Raw genomic sequence first — 14,610 nt, 5'->3', positions numbered from 1 at the left:
CTTCGTTCCTCGCGCCTTGCCCTGCACTCAGCCAGCATCCCGTTGCCGCCGCGCCCAGACGTAAACAGACCCTTCACCGTGTATGCTGTGCGCCGAATCTTTTTCTTCAGGAGCGCGCATCCGTGACCACCAGTAATCGCATTCTTCTTGGCGTGAACATCGACCACGTCGCCACCCTGCGTCAGGCCCGTGGCACGCGCTACCCGGATCCGGTCAAGGCTGCGCTGGACGCGGAAGAGGCGGGCGCTGATGGCATTACCGTGCACCTGCGTGAAGACCGCCGGCACATTCAAGAGCGCGACGTACTGCTGCTCAAGGATGTGCTGCAAACCCGCATGAACTTTGAAATGGGCGTTACCGAAGAAATGATGGCGTTCGCCGAACGCATCCGTCCGGCACACATTTGCCTGGTCCCGGAAACCCGTCAGGAACTGACCACTGAAGGCGGTCTGGATGTAGCGGGGCAGGAAGAGCGCATCAAGGCAGCAGTTGAACGTCTGTCGAAGATCGGCAGCGAAGTGTCGCTGTTCATCGATGCCGACGAGCGTCAGATTGCGGCGTCGAAGCGTGTTGGCGCTCCAGCCATCGAGTTGCACACCGGTCGTTACGCCGATGCCGAAACCCCGACCGAAGTGGCTGAAGAATTGAGGCGTGTGGCGGACGGTGTGGCGTTTGGTCTGGCTCAGGGCCTGATCGTTAACGCGGGTCACGGCTTGCATTACCACAACGTTGAAGCCGTAGCGGCAATCAAGGGTATCAACGAACTGAACATCGGCCATGCGCTGGTGGCACATGCGTTGTTCGTCGGCTTCAAGTCTGCAGTATCGGAAATGAAGGCGCTGATTCTGGCGGCCGCTCTCAAGGGCTAAGATCAAAAGATCGCAGCCTTCGGCAGCTCCTACAGGTGTACGCATAACCCTGTAGGAGCTGCCGAAGGTTGCGATCTTTTGCTTTTAAAGCGGGGCAGGTTCTTGCGCGGGTTTTGACTTGTCGATGCCGGGCACATGCAAATTGCCTTCAGCCACTTGATCACCCTCAAGCTGCGGCTGCGTCACCCAGGTCAAAATGTCGTAGTAACGACGAATGTTCGCCACAAAATGCACCGGCTCGCCGCCTCGGGCGTAGCCATAACGCGTCTTGCTGTACCACTGCTTCTGGGAAAGGCGCGGTAGGATCTTCTTCACGTCCAGCCATTTGTCCGGGTTCAACCCTTCCTTGGCCGTCAGCTTGCGCGCGTCATCCAGATGACCGCTGCCGACGTTGTACGCCGCCAGGGCGAACCACGTGCGATCCGGTTCCTTGATCGAATCGTCGAGCTGGTCCTTCATATAAGCCAGGTACTTGGCGCCGCCCATGATGCTCTGCTTCGGATCGAGGCGGTTGGACACACCCATCGCCTGAGCGGTGTTCTGTGTGAGCATCATCAGCCCGCGCACACCGGTTTTCGAGGTGACGGTCGGCTGCCACAGCGATTCCTGATAACCAATGGCTGCCAGCAGGCGCCAGTCGACTTTCTCTTTCTTCGCGTAATTCTTGAAGTGCTGTTCGTATTTCGGCAGGCGCTGCTGCAAGTGCTGGGCGAAGGTCGTGGCACCCATGTAGCCGAGGACATCGACGTGGCCGTAATAACGATCCTTCAAGCGTTGCAGGGTGCCGTTCTTCTGCACCTTGTCCAGATACGCGTTGATTTCGTTGAGCAGGCTATTGTCTTCTCCCGGGCCGACCGCCCAGCTCTGGCTGCGCGCATCGCCAAGGTCGAAGGCCACGCGAATATTGGTGAAATACACCTGGTTCATCGCCACTTCGTTGGAGTCGACCAGGGTCAGGTCAATCTGCCCTTCATCGACCATGCGCAGCAGGTCGACCACTTCAACCGCATCGGACTCTTCATATTCAATGCCGGGGAATTTCTTTTTCAGCTCCGCCAGTTGTTCGGCATGGGTACTGCCTTTGAGCACCATAATCTTCTTGCCGACCAGATCACCCGGGTCGGTCGGCCGCGACTGGCCGTTGCGATAGATGATCTGCGGGGTGACTTCAAGGTAGGAGTGCGAGAAGCGCACCTGTTTCTTGCGCTGTTCGCTGCTGACCAGACCGGCGGCAGCCAGCACCGGGCCATTCGGTTTGCCGATCTGGTCGAACAGGTCGTCGAGGTTGTCGGCGGTCTCGATCTTCAGCTCGACACCCAAATCGTCGGCGAAGCGCTTCACCAGCTCGTATTCGAAGCCGGTTTCACCGCTGCGATCCTGAAAGTAGGTGGCGGGGCTGTTACGGGTAATCACCCGCAGCACACCATCCTCCTTTACGCGCTCGAGTGTGTTGGGTTTATCAACACAGCCACCGAGCATCAGGAAGAGTCCGGTTGCGATCAGCCATTTGGCGTACCGCGGACGCAAAGCCGTTGGGAAAAACATCTGCGCAGTATACGCAAACGGCCACGGGCGCCATATCTCGACAGTGCAGGGCGAGTCTGCTAGCGATCACAAAATAGGACGAAACCCCACAGAAACGGGCCTTTACGGCTTTTTGTTACAGTAAAAATAAGCGGCCTCTGAATGGTTGATTTACCTGACTCTGAAGTCGGAAACACAGATTGATATCCGAGTGCAACCGTGCGTAGCGTTTCGGGTGATGTTGAGGGCGGTTTAGGCTAGAATGCACGGCCTCAAAGCACACCCCTTCCCGAGGCTGTCCCGAAGATGTTGATCCTGCGCGGCGCTCCTGCCCTTTCTGCCTTTCGCCACAGCAAACTCCTTGAGCAACTGAGCCAGAAGGTTTCAGCTGTCAGTGGCCTGTATGCTGAATTCGCTCACTTCGCCGAAGTCACCGGCGTCCTGACCGGCGACGAACAGCAGGTGCTAGCGCGCCTTCTGAAGTACGGCCCAAGCGTTCCGGTACAAGAGCCGACCGGTCGTCTGTTTCTGGTGTTGCCGCGTTTCGGCACCATTTCGCCATGGTCGAGCAAGGCCAGCGACATCGCCCGCAACTGCGGCCTGAGCAAGATCCAGCGTCTGGAGCGCGGTATCGCCTTCTACGTTGCCGGTCAGTTCAGCGAAGCCGAAGCCCAGCAGATTGCCGATGTACTGCATGACCGCATGACGCAAATCGTGCTGGCCAACCTCGAACAGGCCGCCGGTCTGTTCAGCCACGCCGAGCCGAAGCCGCTGACTGCAATCGACATCCTTGGTGGTGGTCGCGCCGCGCTGGAAAAAGCCAACACCGAGCTGGGCCTGGCCCTGGCCGAAGACGAGATCGACTATCTGGTCAACGCCTTCAACGGCCTCAAGCGCAACCCGCACGACATCGAACTGATGATGTTCGCCCAGGCCAACTCCGAGCACTGCCGCCACAAGATCTTCAACGCCAGTTGGGATATTGATGGCGAGAACCAGGAAAAAAGCCTGTTCGGCATGATCAAGAACACCTACGTGATGCACAGCGAAGGCGTTCTGTCGGCTTATAAGGACAACGCCTCGGTGATCGTCGGCAACGTTGCCGGCCGTTTCTTCCCGAATCCTGAAACCCGCCAGTACGGCGCGGTGCAGGAGCCGGTGCACATCCTGATGAAGGTTGAAACCCACAACCACCCGACCGCGATCGCTCCGTTCCCGGGCGCGTCTACCGGTTCCGGTGGCGAGATCCGTGATGAAGGTGCAACCGGTCGTGGCGCCAAGCCAAAAGCCGGCCTGACCGGTTTCACCGTGTCCAACCTGCAGATCCCGGGCTTCGAACAGCCGTGGGAAGTGCCGTACGGCAAGCCTGAGCGCATCGTTACCGCGCTGGATATCATGATCGAAGGCCCGCTCGGCGGCGCGGCGTTCAACAACGAATTCGGTCGTCCGGCCCTGACTGGCTATTTCCGTACCTTCGAACAGTCGATCACCACTCCGCACGGTGACGAAGTTCGTGGTTACCACAAGCCGATCATGTTGGCTGGCGGCATGGGCAACATCCGTGAAGAGCACGTCAAGAAAGGCGAGATCGTCGTTGGCTCCAAGCTGATCGTCCTCGGCGGCCCGGCGATGCTCATCGGTCTGGGCGGCGGCGCGGCCTCCTCGATGGCCACCGGCACCAGCTCGGCGGATCTCGATTTCGCTTCCGTGCAGCGTGAAAACCCTGAAATGGAGCGTCGCTGCCAGGAAGTCATCGACCGTTGCTGGCAACTGGGTGACAAGAACCCGATCAGCTTCATCCACGACGTCGGCGCGGGCGGTCTGTCCAACGCCTTCCCGGAGCTGGTCAACGACGGCGACCGCGGTGGCCGTTTCGAACTGCGCAACATTCCAAACGACGAGCCGGGCATGGCCCCGCACGAAATCTGGTCCAACGAATCCCAGGAACGTTACGTTCTGGCGGTCGGCCCGGAAGACTTCGAGCGCTTCCAGGCGATCTGCGAACGCGAGCGTTGCCCGTTTGCAGTAGTCGGTGAAGCCACCGCTGAACCGCAACTGACCGTGACCGACAGCCACTTCGGCAACAACCCGGTGGACATGCCGCTGGAAGTGTTGCTGGGCAAAGCACCGCGCATGCACCGTTCGGTGGTTCGTGAAGCTGAGCTGGGCGATGACTTCGATCCGTCGAACCTCGACATCACCGAATCCATCGAGCGCGTTCTGCATCACCCGGCCGTGGCGAGCAAGAGCTTCCTGATCACCATCGGCGACCGCACCATCACCGGCCTGGTTGCCCGTGACCAAATGGTTGGCCCGTGGCAGGTTCCGGTGGCCGACGTTGCCGTCACCGCTACCAGTTTCGACGTTTACACCGGTGAAGCCATGGCGATGGGCGAGCGCACTCCGCTGGCATTGCTGGATGCCCCGGCGTCGGGCCGCATGGCCATCGGCGAAACCCTGACCAATATCGCTGCTTCGCGCATCAACAAGATCTCCGACATCAAACTGTCGGCGAACTGGATGTCCGCTGCCGGTCACCCGGGCGAAGACGCGCGTCTGTACGACACCGTGAAAGCGGTCGGTATGGAACTGTGCCCTGAGCTGGGCATTACCATTCCGGTGGGCAAGGACTCGATGTCCATGGCCACTCGCTGGAACGATAACGGCGAAGAAAAAACCGTGACCTCGCCGATGTCGCTGATCGTGACCGGTTTCGCGCCAGTGGCTGACATCCGTCAGACCCTGACCCCGGAACTGCGCATGGACAAGGGCACCACCGACCTGATCCTGATCGACCTCGGTCGCGGTCAGAACCGTATGGGCGCTTCGATCCTTGCACAGGTACACGGCAAGCTCGGCAAACACGCGCCGGACGTCGATGACGCCGAAGACCTGAAAGCCTTCTTCGCGGTGATCCAAGGCCTCAACGCCGACGGTCACCTGCTGGCTTACCACGACCGTTCCGACGGTGGTCTGCTGACTTCTGTAGTGGAAATGGCCTTCGCCGGCCACTGCGGTCTGAGCCTGAACCTCGACAGCGTTGCCGAGTCCTCGTCCGAAATCGCTGCGATCCTGTTCAACGAAGAACTGGGTGCGGTGATCCAGGTTCGTCAGGACGCCACGCCAGACATCCTTGCGCAATTCAGCGCGGCCGGTCTGGGCGACTGCGTGTCGGTGATCGGTCAGCCGATCAACAATGGCCAGATCAACATCACCTTCAACGGTGACACCGTGTTCGAAGGCCAGCGTCGTCTGCTGCAACGTACCTGGGCTGAAACCAGCTACCAGATCCAGCGTCTGCGTGACAACGCCGACTGCGCCGAGCAAGAGTTCGACGTGCTGCTGGAAGAAGACAACCCGGGCCTGAGCGTCAAGCTCAGCTACGACGTCAACCAGGACATCGCCGCGCCTTACATCAAGAAAGGCATCCGCCCACAGGTTGCCGTGCTGCGTGAGCAGGGCGTCAACGGTCAGGTGGAAATGGCTGCCGCGTTCGACCGTGCCGGTTTCAACGCGATCGACGTGCACATGAGCGACATTCTCGCCGGCCGTGTCGACCTGAACGAGTTCAAAGGTCTGGTGGCCTGCGGTGGTTTCTCCTACGGCGACGTGCTCGGTGCCGGTGAGGGCTGGGCCAAATCGGCACTGTTCAACAGCCGCGCCCGCGATGCGTTCCAAGGCTTCTTCGAGCGTAACGACAGCTTCACCCTCGGCGTGTGCAACGGTTGCCAGATGATGTCCAACCTGCACGAGCTGATCCCGGGCAGCGAGTTCTGGCCGCACTTCGTGCGCAACCGTTCCGAGCAGTTCGAAGCCCGTGTGGCGATGGTTCAGGTTCAGGAATCGAACTCGATCTTCCTGCAGGGCATGGCCGGTTCGCGTATGCCGATCGCCATTGCTCACGGTGAAGGTCACGCCGAATTCTCCAGCGAAGAAGCACTGCTGGAAGCCGATCTGTCGGGTTGCGTGGCGATGCGTTTCGTCGACAACCACGGCAAGGTCACCGAGCGTTATCCGGCCAACCCGAACGGCTCGCCGCGCGGGATTACCGGTCTCACCAGCCGTGATGGCCGTGTGACGATCATGATGCCGCACCCGGAGCGTGTGTTCCGTGCCGTGCAGAACTCGTGGCGTTCGGAAGACTGGAACGAAGATGCACCGTGGATGCGTATGTTCCGTAACGCGCGCGTCTGGGTTAACTAAGGCCTGTGTACAAGCTCGCTTTTTTTGTTCCCGACAGTCATGTCGAAGTGGTCAAAGGGGCTGTGTTCGCTGCCGGTGGTGGGCGAATCGGTGACTATGACCACTGTGCGTGGCAGGTGCTTGGGTCTGGCCAGTTTCGACCTTTGGACGGCAGTCAGCCGTTCATTGGTGAAGCGGGGCAGATCGAGCGGGTTGAGGAATGGAAGGTTGAGCTGGTGGTGGCGGATGAGTTGATCGTTGCTGCTGTAGCGGCGTTGAAGCTCAGTCATCCCTACGAGACACCGGCTTATGAGGTGTGGCGGCTGGAAGATTTCTGATCTTTCTTGCTGCTGAAACAGGAAACCCGCTGAGAGTGATTTCAGCGGGTTTTTTGTGGCCGGTAATTTAGCTTACGGCCGTCATGCCCTTGTCCTCTTTAAGCATATTGATCAGCGTCTGCAGATACTTGAAACGCAGGTCTTTCTTGCCCCATCGATCAATGTAAAGCAGGCCTTTGTCATCCACCTGGATGGGGGTGGTGACGATGTTGCCGGTGCCGGACTTGTGCACCAGTGTGGTTTCGCCCGGGCTGGGATGTTCGATCAGAAAGTCGCCCGGTTTGATCAGCTTGCCCCGGTCGACAGGCAAAACCGGTGTAGCTTTGTTCATTCCGGCAACAGCGATCTCCATCGTAAAATCGCCGCGTAACGCCCAAGTGCCACTGCCGGAGGGGGATTGCGAAATTTCCCATGCCCCGCGATGGACACCCCTGGCCAATTCAGGCGCAGCATCACGTATATGCAGGCCGGCGGCACCGAGGGTATCGGCCAGGCCCGGCACGCCTAGGTTGTAATTGGTATGGGCGCTGCCAACAAAGGCCACCCATTTGTGCGGCCCGTGTGCCAGCTGGTCGGCCTCGATCACCCGGGTCGCGAAATAACTGAACATCTGGTTTCGTGACAGGTTCCGGTCATATAAACCTTTGAGATGGTAGCTGGCGGTGCAATCGAGCGCCCTGATGCGCAGGTTGTATTTCGCGGCGGCCTGAACCACTTCAGTGTAAGTATCGTTACCGGTGTAGAGAGGCATGTGGCCGCTATCCTGATCACTCAAAAAGGTCTTGAGTCGCTCGGGCATGCGATGGGTGCGGTAAAAACGATCCAGGTCGGCCTGGTGCAGATCGGTCATCAGATGCTCCATATACAGCGTTTCGTACCCGGCCTCCTTGAGTGCCTTCATGTGGATCTTGAGTTGCGCCTTGCTCGATACATGGCTATGCGCCTCGCCGATCACCAGATTCAGACGACTGTCGGCCATTTGGCTTAAAAAAGCCTTGAAATCGGTGTCATCGACAATCTGCGGCAATTTGGCGGCTGGAGGGGGAACGAAGGCGAGGAAAGCGTCGCTCGCCGTTTTCTCCAGGCGTGCGCGGCTGGCGAGAAAGGCATCGTAGGCCTGCGCCTGCTTTTGTCCTACCGGACGGTATCTGGGGTCCATTGGGTAGGGCTCTCTGCGCAATTGAGCAACGTCATCACGCATCGACACAGGTATGTCGAATTCGCTGAAGTGCTGAGCGTTGGGAGCGCCCGCTTCTGGTAGCTGAGGAAGTGGCCGCCGGGCCTTGTATGACGTGGCCAAGGCGACATGATAATCGCCTTTGGCCGTGGCATCGCCAGCGATGGCGCCGGGTAAGTCCACGCCAGTGCGTGCAGGCTGCCCCAGAGCGATATCCTCGATACGGACCGCGACGGCGTCGTGCAGGTCGGCCAGACCTGGCGTGTTATCAAACGTGGTCATGCGTGAATGGTCGGTCAGGGCAATCCAGCGTTCGTCAGGTCCGTCGGCCATATCGGCGGCAATGGTTTTGTACGAGTAGAAATTCCTGACACTGTTGTTGCGCTGGGTCAGTGGCGAAACGTCGCTCATCAGCAAGGCTCCGTCCAGGTTGTAACTGGTCGAGGCGTCCAGTGCTTTGACCTTCAAACCCTTTTCTCGAGCCGTGCGCAACAGCGCCACGTAGGAAAATGGCGCTTCGGGTCCATGGCCCAGCGCGGCATCGACTGCGGTCAGATGCGTTTTGATGTGCTTCCAGGATTTTCCTCGGTTGAACCTTTCCAGTTTGACGTTGAAGACGTCGCCCGGCAGGTATTCCACGTAGATGCACTTGAAACCCCTGTCGATCAGCGCGTCCATATCGTTGATCAGTACCTGTTTGCTGGCGACGGAGCCAGGCTCGGCTCCGATCACCAGATTTTTTTGGGTGAAGGCATCGCCGCCGATCAACTGGGCAAATGAGGTGTCGCTGGCGACAGTGGGGACTTCGGCGCGAACGGGCAGAGGCGCGAGTTGTTCAAAGTGACGCGTAGCATCCGTGGTCAGTTTTTCGACTTGTTGCTGGTAGGTCTTGCGTGTGGAGGCGAGTTCCTCGACTGCGCCGTAGAGATAGGGCTGGGGTGAAGAACCCATGTAGTCCTGACCCTTTTTGATTATGTCTTCTCGGGTTTGCGGGTTCATCACCATTTCGATCCGGCCCCAGTATTTGGGCGGCATGCCATAGTCTTTGTGCGGGCCGGGTGTCTGCGGCACAGGTTCGTATTTCGGTGCACCGCCCGACACGCCACTGCGCACCATCACGCCGTCAGAGTTGGGCATGGCCTGGATCCCGGTCGACAAAAATCTGCCGGTTTCAGGGTCCAGGCGATGGAGCAAGTAACGACCGACGGCATCAGTCTTGTGCGATGCCCACAGCGGCCGGCCTTTATAAACCACCGGTCGCATGTCCGATGACGGCGCAGTGGGTTCAAGTTGATCGATCAGGGCCATGACCCGCGCCTGCTCGTTGGCGGCGCTGCCCGCGGTCAGGCGTAGGGGGCGGTTGACGGGATTGAGTGAGCGCAGGGCGGGACGCAGATCGGTCAATACCGCACCGGCACTGTTGAACAGATAACCGAGGAAATGTTGGAACGCTTCGCTGTTTTTTCCCTGGCGATAAGCATGCAGAGCGAGCATGGCGTCTTTGAATGCCAGCAGCAGGCCGGTGCTCAGACTCAACAGCGGAAAGGGCGCAGTGGCAATGGCGGTGACCCATTCGACACACGTCCAGATCAGGCCGGAAATCATCTCGGTGCGGCCGGTGGTGGTGGCGTGAACGTTGTCGATCTTGCGCTGCAGTTTCATGTTGTATAAACCCTGGCGCAGGTCGCTGACTGGCGTCACCGCGCGGGTCGAGTCGTAACGTGCAAGGCTGGATGTGGTTTTGTTGATATCCTCGGGCAGGCTATTTTTCGCGGCTTCGAGGAATGTGCGAATCCTGGCCTGGGATTCAACGCTCACCCGCCGGGTGAAATACTCGATCATGCCGTCCTGCTGTTTCAGCAGGTAATTGAACAGTCTGGCTTCGCGAAAGCTGACGCCATCGGGAGCACCAGGGGTGTAGAGCAGAACCGGGTTTTTGTCATGGCTGAACAGCCAGCTGTCGAGGACCCATTCACCGTCGATCATCAGTCGGTGAATCGGGTAGTTTTTTTGCCTCTGCCTGGATGTGTCACCCATGCTGTCGATACTCTGCTCCAGCCATACCAGATCATTGCTGGCGATATGGCCTTGCAGACGGCATTCCAGTGCCGCGTATTTCATCTGGCGCTGGGTAATGGCCAGTGTCGTATTGCGCCTGAAATCGTAACCCTCGCTTGCCGGGTCTTGCAGGTCTTTTTTGACCTTGGCGGTGTATCGTTCACCGATCCAGACGCCCCTGACCGAGCGCGCAACATTCTGCGCGGTCAGGTGGCTGATATCGATCCCCGGTGGCCCTTTGAAGCGCGCCGAGCGCGAAAATTTTTCATCGAGAAAACCGATGCCGTCGGCATACCCGTCGCGGTACAAGCGGGTGTAGTTCACCGGTTCCGGCGTCGCCGAACGCACGATAGAGAGCGGCGAGTAGGCCCAGACAGTATCCGGGTCAACATCGTTGGCCGGGCGCTTGAGCAATTGGTTCAGGCTTTTTTTCGCTTGTTCATGCACGAACGCCTCAAAGCCTGGAAAGCGGCTGTCCGATAGCTTGTGTCTGGCGAAAGCCTGCGACGTGCCCTCGGCCTCTTCAGATAATGTCGACAGCTTTCTGCGGTTGGCAATTGTGGTCGTGCGATACCACACGGGAGTGCCGAAATCATAGTCGTCGATCCGAGTCGCCAAGATGTGGTCGGCCATAGCCCGAAGGCAGACGAGATGATTGCCGGAGTTTTCGAAGGTGACCTTTTTGTGTTCCTGGTCCTCTGGCTTGAGGCTCAGACCGGAGAGCACTTTGTGCAGGCTTTGACGAAAACGCAGGGGGGCACGGCTGATCAGGTAGCCGGCCATGCTGTTGGCGTCATCGCTGTGCCCGGCCCAACCAAGGATATGGGTCTGGCATTCAAGTTCGCTGGCGAACGCCTGGAACTGCCGTTCTCGTGGCGCTTGTGGTGTACAGAGCAATACGCGTGTAACGGCACCGGCGCTGTCGCTTTGTCGGAGTACCCACAGATCCTGTAATTGCGCGCCGTGCAGGGCCAACGTCGCGGCACGCAGGCGTGAGTCGCTGGCGCTGCGCAGGTCGCGGATAAGCTGCAAGTCACTGTCGAACAAATGGCCCTGCAGCACTGCTGTGCGAGCGAGCGCGAGGATTCGTTGATCCAGCATGTGCTCGAGGGCTGGCCTTATGGTCGAGCGCGCCTGCATCTCCTTCTGCAAATGGTTGAAGTCGATGCGCGGCTGCAGCTTCAACGCCTGCTCGACAAGCCATGCTGGCGTAACGTCCGAGTACGATGCCGGCAGGGGCGCATCGTTGTAGGTGAGGGTGGTATGGCTGAGAAACTCCGAACCCGACAATTCATCGCCGGTATGCGGTCCGCGCAGGGACAGATCGATCAGGTTGCGCCGATGCTCAAAGACACCGTACCCGGCTACCCGACGATCAGTGCTGATATGCAGGTTTTGGGGATCCAGATCATCGATTTCCAGATCGTCGCTGAGACACTCAAGCCATTGATGCCGGGCCAGTGCCATCAGGCTGGCCGCCGGTCCCATCAAATCGAGCAGTGTTTGCCGTGCCTGATGGTAGTTGCCTGCCTGCTGCGCCAGCTCGGTCTGTTTCATTGTGCTGGCGCTGCGATACCAATCCGGAGCGCTGTTGCGCAGGTGGCGTTCGAATAAGATTTGCGCTCGCAGTTCCAGGCGCTGCGTGAGGTCCGGCAGTGAGACCGCGATGGCCCGATCGAGGGCCGCCAGCAGCAGTGCAACGTCTTGTTGCGGGTTGTCGTCAAAGCTCAACGCGCGCTCGATGTCCTGCATGCGTTTATCGATCAAGGCATCGTAGGTATGTTCAAACAATGGTTTGCTGTCGATCGGCGTCAGTTGCAGCGGCCAGATCCCTGCGGCGCCGACGTTGTGATAACGCGTCGGCAACAAATGCAGGAATCCGTCGGGGCCCGCGGCTTTTTTGAGGTAATCAAGCAAATGGCTATCGAGGTCGGCCAGAGAGTCGAAGTACTCAATGCCTCTTGTCGGCGTAAACAGCACAACATAGCCGACGCTTTGATCAGTCAAAAGGTCGCTGACCCTGGGGCGGTCCTTTTCAGTGATCACAAAGGCGCCGGCCAGCTCGACGGTGATTCCCTGATAACCGAACTGCAGAGCGTACATGGCCGGACGCAGCATTGGCCCAAGTGTCGTTTTTTCCAGAAGTGCACCGGCTTGCGGATGCAGCAGACGATCCTTTACAGCCTGTCGCGCCTCGTGGCCGATGGCGGTGAAGCCAGCGTCGTACTTCAAAAATGTCTTGGCGGGTTTGCCATCGATCAGATCGCGAAGATCCATATTGATCAATTGCGTGTTGAGCCTGATCTTGAGTGTCGCGATCAGCTTCTTCCCGGCATCGCTGTGCAGGTCACTGGTTGCCAGTGCCTGATAAAGCGCACGGCTACGCTGCAGGAAGTGTTCACGGTAGGTGTTCAACTGCTCGTTCAGGCGCTTCAGGTACGCCTGCTCGGCCGTCGGTGGCTGTTCAGAGAGCAGCGGGGGCTCGATCTTGAAAAGGTGGTGGCCGATCTGATTGAGATCGTTTCTGACCTCTTCGGGCGTGGCTACAGCGGAAGTGCTCATCGGCACAGCCTCCATGCTGGTGGGAAGAGTCTTCAGCATGGCGAGGATGGCGGTGGCAGTGGTGGTACATATGTATTGAAGGACGCCCGCGCACCAGGTGTTGTCTGTCGCGCGCAAGGTTCGGCGAGCGGGGGCGTGCCGCCGAACTCGCTATAAGTCCGGCGCGTGCACCCTCATGTCAGGCCCTGGCACCGACCTCGATGCGATTGACCAAGTTCTCCAGCGCGCCACTCAGACTCGCTGCTTTATCGCCCACCAGCAGATGCCAGATCCCGCCTTCCAGCTGGCTGACACCCTGACAACCCAGTGCTTTCAACTTTGCCTCAGACAAGGCCGTGCCATCCGCCAATTGCAGGCGAATCCGCGTCATCGCAATGCAGTTCAGTTGCAGCACATTGTTGCCGCCGCCCAGGGCATTCAGCCATTGCTGCGCTTCAAAACCGGCGACCATCACTGCTGTTGGCTCATCAGCGGCAACAGCGGTTTCCATCAGGACTGCACGCCCCAGCGCCGGCATCGCCAGGCGAATCTCATCAGCAATACTGTCCGCCATTGGACCGACAACCACCTGCAAACTTCCACCCTTGCCCGGACGCACAACCGCCATCGCCCCCAGCGCTTTCAGCTCAGCATCCGACGCCTTGTTGCGATCGACCATCTCCAGGCGCAACCGCGTAGTGCAGGCGCCAACGGTGACCAAATTCTCCGCCCCACCCAATGCCTTGATGTAAGCCCCGGCACGTTCGTTCTCGGTAAGAACAGTTTTCTCAGCCGTTGCCACATCCTCCCGCCCCGGCGTCTTCAGATTGAAGCGACGAATACAGAAATCAAACACCGCGTAATACACCACGGCATAGGCCAGCCCGACCGGGATCACCAGCCAGCCGTTGGTCGAACGACCCCAGCCCAGGACCATGTCGATAAAGCCGCCGGAGAAGGTGAAGCCGAGGTGAATGTTCAGCGCGTTGGTAATCGCCATCGACAACCCGGTCAGCAGCGCATGCAGCAAATACAACAGCGGCGCCAGAAACATGAAGGCGAATTCGATCGGCTCGGTCACCCCGGTCAAAAACGAAGTCAAAGCCATCGACAGGAAAATCCCGCCCATCACTTTGCGGCGTTCCGGCAGGGCGTTGCGATACATCGCCAGACACGCCGCCGGCAGGCCGAAGATCATCATCGGGAACATGCCGGTCATGAACTGGCCGCCCTTCGGATCACCGGCGAAGTAGCGCGACAGGTCGCCGGTCACCAATGCCCCGGTAGTTGGGTCGGTGAAGTTGCCGAACACAAACCACGCCATGTTGTTGAGGATGTGGTGCAGTCCGGTGACGATCAGCAGGCGGTTGAACACGCCAAACACGAACGCGCCAATGCTGCCGCTTTCCATCATCAGCGCGCCGAAGGCGTTGATGCCGTGCTGGATCGGCGGCCAGATATAACCGAACACCACGCCCAGACCGACCGCCGCGAACCCGGTGACAATCGGCACAAACCGTCGACCACCAAAGAATGCGAGGTACTCCGGCAGCTTGATGTCCTTGAAGCGGTTGTACAGCGCGCCGGCCATCAGGCCGCTGACGATACCGGCGAGCATGCCCATGTTGATGGTTGAATCGAGCACCTTGAGCGTGGAGATCATCACCAGATAACCGATTACCCCGGCCAGACCGGCAGTACCGTTGTTGTCCTTGGCAAAACCGACCGCGATGCCGATGGCGAAGATCATTGCCAGGTTGGCGAAGATCACTTGACCGGCGTCGTGGATGATCGCGATGTTCAGCAGGTCGGTGTCACCCAGACGCAGCAGCAGACCGGCAATCGGCAGGATCGCGATCGGCAGCATCAGCGCGCGGCCGAGGCGTTGCAGGCCTTCGATGAAGAGTTGATACATGGCGTT

Annotated in this window: 6 protein-coding genes; 3 read left to right on the top strand and 3 right to left on the bottom strand. The window is 59.1% G+C overall.

Annotation, left to right across the window (positions count from 1 at the left end; genetic code table 11):
• Positions 1 to 122: 122 nt before the first annotated feature.
• Positions 123 to 869, top strand: a complete 747-nt coding sequence (gene pdxJ / locus ACM6IN_RS20050) for a pyridoxine 5'-phosphate synthase (RefSeq protein WP_123375703.1) — start codon at positions 123 to 125, stop codon at positions 867 to 869.
• Between the two features lie 84 nt (positions 870 to 953).
• Here the strand turns inward: pdxJ and mltF are convergent, their stop codons facing one another.
• Positions 954 to 2,414 (bottom strand): membrane-bound lytic murein transglycosylase MltF, encoded by a 1,461-nt coding sequence (mltF, locus tag ACM6IN_RS20045; protein ID WP_081498726.1) that lies wholly within the window; start codon positions 2,412 to 2,414, stop codon positions 954 to 956.
• A 285-nt stretch (positions 2,415 to 2,699) separates the two neighbouring features.
• Here mltF and purL point away from each other — a divergent pair, with 285 nt between their 5' ends.
• Both purL and ACM6IN_RS20035 read left to right on the top strand, forming a co-directional pair.
• Positions 2,700 to 6,596 (top strand): phosphoribosylformylglycinamidine synthase, encoded by a 3,897-nt coding sequence (purL, locus tag ACM6IN_RS20040; RefSeq protein ID WP_123375702.1) that lies wholly within the window; start codon positions 2,700 to 2,702, stop codon positions 6,594 to 6,596.
• A gap of 5 nt (positions 6,597 to 6,601) precedes the next feature.
• On the top strand, positions 6,602 to 6,913 hold the full coding sequence (locus ACM6IN_RS20035) for a YqfO family protein (protein ID WP_007909019.1): 312 nt from the start codon (positions 6,602 to 6,604) through the stop codon (positions 6,911 to 6,913).
• Between the two features lie 67 nt (positions 6,914 to 6,980).
• Here the strand turns inward: ACM6IN_RS20035 and ACM6IN_RS20030 are convergent, their stop codons facing one another.
• On the bottom strand, positions 6,981 to 12,710 hold the full coding sequence (locus ACM6IN_RS20030; RefSeq protein ID WP_414916587.1) for a toxin: 5,730 nt from the start codon (positions 12,708 to 12,710) through the stop codon (positions 6,981 to 6,983).
• A 178-nt stretch (positions 12,711 to 12,888) separates the two neighbouring features.
• Positions 12,889 to 14,604: an N-acetylglucosamine-specific PTS transporter subunit IIBC gene (gene nagE, locus ACM6IN_RS20025; protein WP_414916586.1), complete on the bottom strand. Its 1,716-nt coding sequence runs from the start codon at positions 14,602 to 14,604 to the stop codon at positions 12,889 to 12,891.
• Between the last annotated feature and the right edge of the window lie 6 nt (positions 14,605 to 14,610).

The sequence above is a fragment of the Pseudomonas sp. IT-P395 genome, assembly GCF_949767675.1.
GTDB lineage: Bacteria > Pseudomonadota > Gammaproteobacteria > Pseudomonadales > Pseudomonadaceae > Aquipseudomonas.
The sequence above is the reverse complement of the archived record's forward strand: the minus strand, read 5'-3'. Positions and strand labels throughout refer to the sequence as shown.